The following is a 908-nucleotide window of genomic DNA, read 5'->3' as shown; positions in this document are numbered from 1 at the left end:
GTGGTGTTGGAAGATCTGGCATAACTCTCTCTCCTAATCTTGATGTTAAAATTTGCCAAATGTCAGATATGAGTATAGGCAATTTAAAGTTTTCTGGGAACTCTTTAAAGAATTTTTTACAAACTTATTCGATGTATTTCGAAATTATTTCTCAAATTCCTGCACCAAATAAAAGAATATGTAAAGAATGCGAAAATTTGTGGTTTTGCAATAATTGTCTAGTTAGAGGTTTAATGAAAGCATATGGGGAAGGAGAAGACAAATGTGTATGGAGAAAAGAATTTCTGAAAAACTCATTTCTATTAGAAATCTTTCAAAAGAAATAAATGGAAAGAAAATTTTAAAAAATATTTCCTTTGATATAGTAAGAGGAGAGATTACAGCACTTTTGGGTCCAAATGGAGCAGGAAAGACTACTATTCTTCGCTGTTTAACAGGGATATTCAATGTTACTTCTGGGAATATAGAAAAGGTTAATAATTTAATCATCTCTGTAATGCTTGAGAAAGATCTTTTATGGGAAAAGTATTCAGGATGGGAGAATATAAAGATATATGCTGAACTTCTTGGAAGAGGAGTAGAAAAAAATGATATTGAAGTTTATGCAGAGAAGTTAGGAATTTTAGATTTTCTGTCTCAAAAGGTCTATACTTATTCTAAAGGGACAAAAAGAAAACTAAGTTTTCTTTTAGCTCTTTTGAAAAATCCAGATCTCTTAGTTTTGGATGAACCTATGAGTGGGCTTGATCCTATTTCTCGAAAAAATATGAGAGAATTAATTCTTGATTTAAATCAGAAAGGAAAAAGCGTAATATTGACCTCTCATGATTTGGGAGAGCTAGAAAAACTTGCTCATAGAGTGATTCTTATAAAAGAGGGAAAGATATTAGTAGATGATATGAAGAGTG

The 908-nt window shown here is 30.9% G+C and carries 1 protein-coding gene; it reads left to right on the top strand.

Annotated elements, in window-relative coordinates; translation table 11 throughout:
• Window positions 1-268: 268 nt before the first annotated feature.
• On the top strand, window positions 269-908 hold a 640-nt coding region (locus ABDH49_09160), incomplete at its 3' end, for an ABC transporter ATP-binding protein (GenBank protein MEN3047108.1).

The organism is Candidatus Hydrothermales bacterium, from assembly GCA_039630235.1.
In the GTDB taxonomy this organism is placed as follows: Bacteria; Hydrothermota; Hydrothermia; order Hydrothermales; family JAJRUZ01; genus JBCNVI01.
Note: the sequence above shows the minus strand (reverse complement) of the source record. Positions and strands in the feature narration are given on the sequence as shown.